The following is an 8,231-nucleotide window of genomic DNA, read 5'->3' on the forward strand; positions in this document are numbered from 1 at the left end:
AGTCATGGCGTATGTGAGTGCGCTAAACAAACTGAACACCCTAGGTCTGCCCGTCAGACAGCTCCGAGTGTAACTGTCATTTGGGGCTGGGGAAGTCATAACTTGCTGGCTGATTTGGGAAACAACGCCGCTCAACGCTCAACCACCGATGGTAGAACTTGGCCATCGGCGGCGCGGCATGTTCGAAAAATAAGAGGGCAAGATCAGAGCAGGGTGTCGATTTCGCCTAAGATCTGCGCCACCCATTGGGCGATGCGTTCATCGGTCTGGTCATATTGATTAGCTTCATCAAGGGCTAGCCCGACGAAGTAGCGGTCGTGGTCGATCAGGGCTTTGGAGGCATCAAATTCGTACCCTTCGTTAGGCCAGTAACCGACGAGCGAGACCGCCTTGCTCAACAGCTGATCGTGCAACAGGCCGAGGGCATCTTGAAACCATTCGCCATACCCCAGCTGATCGCCAAGGCCAAACAGTGCCACGATACGGCCGGTGAGGTGCAGGTCGGCAATCTCCTGCCAGTGGGACTCCCAATCTTCCTGCAATTCGCCAAAATCCCACGTAGAGATGCCTAGGATCAGCACCTGGTAATCCTCCATCCGGCGCAGAGGAACCTCTTTGATGTTGTGCAAGTCAACCAGCTCTGGGCCAAGTAGGGTACGGATCTTCTCGGCGGCCATCTCGGTGTAGCAGGTGGTAGACCCGTAAAACAGACCAATTTTCATCGCGCTTCTCTTGCTGGTGTTAGGCAACGTAACGGGAGGGGCAGTCTAGCAGATTGGGCGCACAGCTTCATCGCCCTTACGTGACCTGGCTCACGTGCTAAGGTGGCCCGCTGCAGCGTTACAGCGTTACAATGGAGGCCTCTTGGTTAACCACGCAGCCCATGATGAGCAAACCAGATTCCCATCCATTGATTGACCCCTTTCTCGATGCGCTGTGGTTAGAGCGGGGGCTCTCTGATCACACCGTCAGTGCCTATCGCACCGATCTGACACAGTTTGCACACTGGCTTGATAAGCAAGGCAGCGCCTTGCTGTTGGCAGACAGCAACGATATTCAGCACTACCTGGCCTGGCGGGTCGATATGCAGTTTGCCGCCAGCAGTAGTGCTCGCTTTCTGTCCGCCCTACGCCGTTTTTATCAGTACCTTAATCGGGAGAAACTGCGTTCTGACGACCCAACGGTGCTGCTGGAAGGGCCCAAGTTAGCGAAAAAGCTGCCGTCTGATTTGAGTGAGGCCGAAGTAGGGGCGCTGCTGGCTGCACCGCTGGTGGATGATCCGTTGGAGCTGCGCGATAAGGCAATGCTCGAAGTGCTCTATGCCACTGGTCTACGAGTCTCCGAGCTGGTTGGCCTCACGGCTGAGCATATCAGCCTGCGCCAAGGGGTGGTCCGGGTGGTGGGCAAGGGCAACAAGGAGCGGTTGGTGCCGATGGGGGAAGAGGCGATGTACTGGCTAGCGCGCTATTACCGCGACGCCCGCACCCTGCTGCTGGGGGGCACCAGCTCAGATGTGGTGTTTCCTTCCAAACGGGCCCAGATGATGACGCGCCAAACCTTCTGGCACCGGATCAAGCTTTATGCCCAACGTGCAGGCATCCACGGCGAGCTCTCTCCGCATACCCTGCGGCACGCCTTTGCTACCCATTTGCTCAATCATGGTGCTGATTTACGGGTGGTACAGATGCTGCTGGGCCATGCCGATCTCTCCACCACCCAGATTTATACCCATGTCGCCAACGAGCGCCTCAAGGTGCTGCACAGTGAGCACCATCCCCGTGGTTAAGGATTCTTGCCCATAAAAAACCGCCGCAGCGGTTTTTTATGGGGTTAGCGTTTGCAGGGGTGAGTGCAATACCTGCCGTTATTTCTCCTGCTGCGATTTAAGTAGGTCACGAATTTCCGCCAGCAACGCTTGATCTTTGGTGGGGGCTGCGGGGGCTGGCGCCGCCTCCTCTTGCTGCTTCTTGAGGGTATTGATGGCCTTAAGCCCCATGAAGATGGCAAATGAGATGATCAGAAAATCGATAATGGTCTGAATAAATTTGCCGTAGGCGATCACCACCGCTGGGGTGGTGCCTTCGGCCGCTTTGAGGGTGACGGCCAGATCGCTGAAATCGACACCCCCTAGGATCAGCCCAATCGGCGGCATGATCACATCCCCGACAAACGAAGAAACAATCTTGCCAAAGGCGGCGCCAATGATGATCCCGACCGCCATGTCGATCACGTTGCCTCTGGCGGCAAAGGCTTTGAACTCTTGAATCAAACTCATCTTTTCTCCGACATTCAATGAAATATGCTTGGGTAATGGCGGGCGATGAGCAAAGCAACCCGAGATGACTACGCCAATCGCCAACCTTCCCTGCTAGCTTGCGGTGGCAGGTTCTGCTTGGCAATTGGTCGCCCAATATTTTTATCCCACCGTCATTAATATCAAAAAAATCATTAGCTGATTGAGTTGTGCTCACTGCTACTGTAATTTGTTTTTTCAACTCATTAATGCTGAAAGAGCCAAAAAGTGAAGCATTTACTACTATGGATAATGCTAATTATTGCATTTAATGCCAAGGCGGGTGCGGCACATCAAGAGTTAAGGCAAGTGGTCTCCGAGCGCTTGGGCGTGCCGGTTTATCTGGTGGAACAGAGCCCCATTGCTGGGCTCTATATGTTAGGAACCTCTCAAGGGCTGTTTTATAGCGACGCCAATGGCGACTATCTGCTGCAGGGAGTGATGCTGGACATGACCCAACAGATGAAAAATCTGACGTTACTAGAGATGCGCGCCCAGCGGCGCTTGGGGCTGGCGCAAGTATCGTACTCCCCTCGGGTATTTCAGGCCTCTGATGAGCTGTATCGGGTAGCGCTGTTTGTTGGTGAAGATTGCCCCTACTGCCATCACCTACCGGCGGCGCTGCAGCAGCTGCAAAGATTAGGAGTCAGCGTCGAGGTCTATCCCGTCATCGACCATCCCGAGCAGGCGGCTGCTTGGTGCGACGATCCCCTGTTGCAAAACAATTCGTTTCACACCTATTTACCCCACGAGGGCTGTAATGAGATCCTGACCGACAATATTGGCTTAAGCCAATGGTTAGGGATCAAGGTCTTACCGACTTGGGTGACGTCCAGCGGGGATTTGGTGCGTGGTTATCAAAGCCCTGAGCGACTATTAAAAATATTGGATAACTTTACTGATGCCTCTGCTCATCCGTCGTCGTCCGCGCGTTGATGATTGCCATCTACCCGCGACGCTCCATCCGCTGCTGCGGCAAATCTTCGCCAGTCGTGGCATCGTGAACCCCGCAGTACTCGAACGCAGTGCCAGCTTACTGCTTCCCCCTCAGCAGTTGTTTGGTATGGCACAGGCGGTGCCGCTGCTGGCCAACGCGTTGGCGGCACAAAAACGGATCCTGATCGTCGGTGATTTTGATTGTGACGGTGCCACCAGCTCGGCGCTGTGTGTGCTGGCACTGCGTGCCATGGGAGGACGTCATATCGACTTTTTGGTACCCAACCGCTTCGAGTTTGGCTACGGCCTGACCCCGGAGATTGTGGCGTTGGCGGTGGCACGTGGTGCTGAGTTCCTCATCACAGTAGACAACGGCATCTCCAGCATTGCTGGGGTCGCCGCCGCCAAAGCGGCAGGGATGCAGGTATTGGTTACTGATCACCATTTGCCAGGCCCCATGCTGCCTGAGGCAGATGCGATAGTGAACCCCAACCAACATGGCTGTGATTTTCCCTCTAAATCGCTGGCTGGGGTCGGGGTTGCCTTCTACCTAATGGCGGCGCTGAATACCCATTTGCGGCACGCTGGCTGGTTTGAGCGACAAGGAGTAACGCCGCCCAATGTGGCGGATTATCTCGATCTGGTGGCCCTTGGCACCGTGGCCGACGTGGTCGCCTTGGATGATAACAACCGTATTTTGGTGCATCAGGGGCTACAGCGGATCAGGTCAGGGCGCTGTCGCCCCGGTATTCAGGCATTAGTGGATATCTCTGGTCGTGATGGCCGTCGCCTCAGTGCCGCTGATTTGGGGTTCGCTCTCGGCCCTCGGCTCAATGCGGTGGGGCGGCTGGACGACATGTCTCTTGGGGTCGCTTGTCTGCTCAGCGATGATCGGAACATGGCCCGTCAGCTGGCGGCCGAGATGGATAGCCTTAATCAAGAGCGTAAAACCATCGAACAAGGGATGCAGCAGGAGGCCCTCGCCACCTTGGAGCAGATCCGGTTTCGCGATGGTGAGGTACCGGCTGGCATCGTCCTGCACCGTGACGAATGGCATCAGGGGGTGGTGGGGCTGGTGGCCTCTAAGGTAAAAGAGCAGTACTACCGCCCCGTGATTGCCTTTGCCAAGAGCAGCGAGAACGAGCTAAAAGGCTCCGGCCGCTCTATCCCCGGGGTACATCTGCGCGATGCCCTCGAACTACTTGATACCCGCCACCCCGGCCTGATGGGCAAATTTGGTGGTCACGCCATGGCTGCCGGGTTGACTTTGCCAACCGCTAATATCGAGGCCTTTGGCCGCGCCTTTGAGGCCATTATTCGCGAGCTGGTGACACCAGAGCTGCTGACCGGCGTGTTGCTGACCGATGGCGAGTTACTGCCCGATGAGCTGACCCTTGAGTTAGCGGAGCTGATCCGCGCCTCCGGCCCGTGGGGGCAAGCCTTCCCCGAGCCACTGTTTGATGGCGAATTTGTGCTGGTGCAGCAGCGATTGGTGGGGGAGAAGCACCTCAAAATGATGCTGACCACTGACTCTGGCCATGCGGTAGATGCCATTGCCTTTGGGGTCGATCTCAAACGCTGGCCCGATGCCTCGGTAAAGCGAGTGCGGCTGGTTTATCGGCTTGATGTTAACGAGTGGCGCGGCAATCGCAGCGTGCAACTGCTGGTGGAGCATCTGGCTGCAGCGGGTTAGTGGTACNNCCGTGGGAGGACTTACCCAAGTCGCTGGGTTTTGGCAGTGGGATGTCGTGCTGGCGTCGCCTACCCGATTGGCAAGCTCAAGGTAACCGTTCAGCACTTGGGCATCAGGAAGAAACTGGCGCTCAGACGCTGTGTTAACAGAGAGCTGTATACAGACCGGTTTTTGCTCCAGCAGTGACATGGTCATATGACATTCGATGGTGGCAGGGTTGATGGCCTTGGATCGCTAGGGAAAGACCATAGCTAGGCGTTTGTGAACGGCAGAAGAGGGGCAGTCTTGCAGTAATACCGGCTTGAAGGCACCTTGGGCAATGTCCTTCACTTGCTGACGGATGCTCAGGGCGATGGCTCGTTCAGCTAGGGCCTTCATAAATTGGGGGATTACCGAGCAAACGCGGGTTTACGCAACGGGTTATGAAAAGGCTTGTAGGATACCTGATGGGAGCCCGCGATCTGCAAGCCATTGAAATATTGATGCAAGCAGGCAATGGCATCGATCTTTCCTCCACCCAAGGCGTGTAACAGGGAGGTGACCCGCATCTAGGGAGTGATGGCGCGCAGACGTAGGCAAAACGCTCGAGCTCGGCGGGAGCGAGGAGTTGATTGAGATAGTGATTGGCATGGATAATCGTCATGGCTTCGGGCCTGGCAGTCTTGTTTGGCGATAAAATAAGGTCACAAACGAAGTCTTTTTTCATATCTATTTCAATTGGTTGCCGCTACAGATCCTGTACATGCACCGAACCTAATTTAAATCGCTTGCGCTAATGCTTACTGAGATAGGTTCTTCGGCTCTGATTTATAGCAATGGCGCGGCATTAGCGATTGCCACTGCTGAGCGTGGACATAGCAGATAGGATGGGGAGGAAAGGATACACAGCAGCTGCTTGGCAAGAGCCCACGCACAGCTGACACTGACGGCGATAGGCTCTCTGTGACTGCGTCCTTATCAGAGGCTCTGCTGCTCGCCCCCTAGGATAGCAAACAGTGCGGGGATGAACTGGGCAAGCTCAGCCGTCATCAGGGCAAAATCAGCGTCTAAACGGGCAGCTGGATCTTCCGAGGTAACATCGTCATTTTGCTCGCGCAGCTCTTCGCTGAACTTAATACGTTTAATCGAGAGATCATCCCCCAATACGAAACTCAAGGTTTCCCCCCAGTTAAGGGCCAACTTGGTCACCAGCTTGTCGTTGGCCAAGTGGTTTTTGATCTCATCGGTCATTAGATCTTGCTGCTTGCAGCGGATGATGCCGCCATGCTCCATGGCGCTGCGCAGCTCAGCTTCGTCTTCCAGGGTAAAGGCCGCTGGCAGATTTCCCTCGCTGAGCCATTCGGTCATGGTGATCTCGGGTGGGTTCTTGAGGGCCACCGGCACCACCGGCAGGGTGCCGATGGATTTGCGCAGCAGCGCCAGCAGATCATCAGCTTTTTTCGCAGAACCAGCATCCACCACCATCAAATTGTCGGCAGGGCTGATCCAAGCAAACGTCTGGCTCGTGCGGCTAAAGGCCCGTGGTAGTAGGGTATGGATGATCTCCTCTTTCAGGGCCTCTTTCTCTTTCTTTTTCAGGGCGCGCCCTTGCTCAAACTCAATCGCTTCAACCTTCTCGGCCAGCATCTCTTTTACCACAGTGCCGGGCAGCATCTTCTCCTCTTTGCGAGCGCAGATGAGGATGTGGCCGGAGGCCGAGTGCGTCAACGTGGCCCCAAACTTACCAAGAGGCTTGACCCAGCCGAAACGGGAGACGTCCTGGCTGCCGCAGGGGGTGAAAGCACAGGCTTCCAGTTGGGTTTCCAGCTGTTCAACGGTCAGGTCAAAGGGGCGGGTAAAGCGATAAATTTGCAGGTTTTTAAACCACATGGCGACCTCAGTCTCTATTGTCCGGCGGGCATTGTACTAAAGAGGGGCAGTGTGATCAGCCAATCATTGTTGCTAAATAAAGAGCACCAGAGGTCGATATAGGTCACACGTGGCCCTATCCCTGCCCACATTGGCCACCCTTTCTCCTACGCTGGAATGTAACGAGTTGTTAATAAGGATATTGATATGCTCAGGCCCAGTCGCCCTGATGATATGGAACAAATTCTCGAGATCTGGCTACTTGCATCGCTACAGGCCCATGACTTTGTCGATGCCTCCTGCTGGTGGCAGGCCCAAGAAACACTGCGTACCCGTTATTTTGAACGTGCTCGGCTCTGGGTATATGAAGAACGCGATCAACTGCTTGGCTTTATGGCACTGGTCGATAACTACCTTGCCGCCCTGTTTGTCCGCCCCGATCAGCAGCAACGTGGGGTTGGTCATGCTTTGCTGCAAGAGGCGAAACGCCAAAAAGAGGCGCTGTATGCGGTGGTCTTTGCAGAGAACAGCGAGGCGGTGCGTTTTTATCATCACCACGGTTTTATCATCGAAGCAGAAAATCCTGACCCACATTCAGGCCATCCTCAATATCGCATGAGGTGCCTCCCCGCTTAACGGGATCCCAGCTTCACCGCTTGCCTGCCTCACTATTGCTTGAAAAAAGTGGGGCATGTCCTCATCTTGTCCCTACTAGGTGTCAACCATTGGCACCGCTTTTCACTCCGAGCCGTGCAATCGATGAAAATCCTCCATACCGCCGACTGGCACCTTGGCCATCAACTCCATGGCCATGACCGCCGTGTTGAACACGATGCCTTTCTCGACTGGCTGAGCGACACCCTCAAGGCGTGCGAGATCGACGCCCTGCTGGTGGCGGGCGATCTGTTTGATACCGCCAATCCGCCCGCCAGCGCCTGGCAACAGCTCTACCGTTTTCTGGCGCGGCTGCGCGCCGAGCTGCCCCACCTCAACATGGTGCTGATCGGCGGCAACCACGACTCCCCCTCCAAGCTCGATGCCCCCCACGAGCTGCTGCGCGCCTTTGATCTGCATCTGGTGGGCAGCATCAGCCGCGACAGTGAGGGCAAGCTCGATACCGACCGTCTGCTGGTACCGCTGCAAGACAAGGAGGGCAACATTGCCGCCTGGTGCGCCGCCGTGCCGTTCCTGCGCAGCAGCGATCTGCGGGTGGAGTCGTTGGAAGAAGGACAAGACAGGCTGATCGAAGGGGTACGCCAGGTCTACGCCGAGGTGCTGGCCGAAGGGCGCGCCCGCTGCGGGGAGGATCTGCCACTCATCGCCATGGGCCATGCCTATCTGGCGGCGGGCCAGCTCTCCGAGCTGTCGGAACGGCGGGTGCTCGGCGGCAACCAGCACGCCCTGCCTGCCGAACTCTTTGCCGGTGCAGACTACACGGCGCTCGGCCACCTCCATCTGGCC

At 56.1% G+C, this 8,231-nt stretch carries 8 protein-coding genes and 2 pseudogenes; 6 read left to right on the forward strand and 4 right to left on the reverse strand.

Annotated elements, in window-relative coordinates; translation table 11 throughout:
* Positions 1-203: 203 nt before the first annotated feature.
* Positions 204-722, reverse strand: a complete 519-nt coding sequence (fldB, locus tag CUC53_RS09925) for a flavodoxin FldB (protein WP_100294016.1) — start codon at positions 720-722, stop codon at positions 204-206.
* A gap of 164 nt (positions 723-886) precedes the next feature.
* On the opposite strand from fldB, the gene xerD reads away from it, so the two are divergent.
* On the forward strand, positions 887-1,786 hold the full coding sequence (gene xerD / locus CUC53_RS09930) for a site-specific tyrosine recombinase XerD (RefSeq protein WP_100294022.1): 900 nt from the start codon (positions 887-889) through the stop codon (positions 1,784-1,786).
* 78 nt (positions 1,787-1,864) lie between these two features.
* Here the strand turns inward: xerD and mscL are convergent, their stop codons facing one another.
* On the reverse strand, positions 1,865-2,275 hold the full coding sequence (mscL, locus tag CUC53_RS09935; RefSeq protein WP_100294017.1) for a large-conductance mechanosensitive channel protein MscL: 411 nt from the start codon (positions 2,273-2,275) through the stop codon (positions 1,865-1,867).
* A 270-nt stretch (positions 2,276-2,545) separates the two neighbouring features.
* Between mscL and CUC53_RS09940 the strand changes: the two genes are divergently transcribed.
* The 3 genes and pseudogenes from CUC53_RS09940 to CUC53_RS09950 form a co-directional block, all read left to right on the forward strand.
* The gene (locus tag CUC53_RS09940) at positions 2,546-3,229 is read left to right on the forward strand and encodes a DsbC family protein (protein ID WP_100294018.1); all 684 of its coding nucleotides are present in this window, start codon (positions 2,546-2,548) and stop codon (positions 3,227-3,229) included.
* Positions 3,195-4,922, forward strand: coding sequence for a single-stranded-DNA-specific exonuclease RecJ (recJ, locus tag CUC53_RS09945; protein ID WP_100294019.1), 1,728 nt, complete (start codon positions 3,195-3,197; stop codon positions 4,920-4,922). The genes CUC53_RS09940 and recJ overlap by 35 nt, the downstream gene beginning before the upstream one ends.
* Positions 4,923-4,930: 8 nt before the next feature.
* Positions 4,931-5,014, forward strand: a pseudogene (locus tag CUC53_RS09950) (IS5/IS1182 family transposase); the annotation flags it as partial.
* Here CUC53_RS09950 and CUC53_RS19245 read toward each other — a convergent pair.
* Together CUC53_RS19245 and rdgC are read right to left on the reverse strand one after the other, a co-directional pair.
* Positions 4,998-5,565 (reverse strand): annotated as a pseudogene (locus tag CUC53_RS19245) (transposase); the annotation flags it as partial. The pseudogenes CUC53_RS09950 and CUC53_RS19245 overlap by 17 nt on opposite strands.
* 314 nt (positions 5,566-5,879) lie before the next feature.
* Positions 5,880-6,791: a recombination-associated protein RdgC gene (gene rdgC, locus CUC53_RS09960; protein ID WP_100294020.1), complete on the reverse strand. Its 912-nt coding sequence runs from the start codon at positions 6,789-6,791 to the stop codon at positions 5,880-5,882.
* Positions 6,792-6,977: 186 nt separating this feature from the next.
* On the opposite strand from rdgC, the gene CUC53_RS09965 reads away from it, so the two are divergent.
* Positions 6,978-7,406: a GNAT family N-acetyltransferase gene (locus CUC53_RS09965; protein WP_100294021.1), complete on the forward strand. Its 429-nt coding sequence runs from the start codon at positions 6,978-6,980 to the stop codon at positions 7,404-7,406.
* Between the two features lie 123 nt (positions 7,407-7,529).
* The coding region (gene sbcD, locus CUC53_RS09970; RefSeq protein ID WP_157798245.1) for an exonuclease subunit SbcD at positions 7,530-8,231 on the forward strand (702 nt) is incomplete at its 3' end.

Source organism: Aeromonas cavernicola (assembly GCF_002795305.1).
Taxonomy (GTDB): domain Bacteria; phylum Pseudomonadota; class Gammaproteobacteria; order Enterobacterales; family Aeromonadaceae; genus Aeromonas; species Aeromonas cavernicola.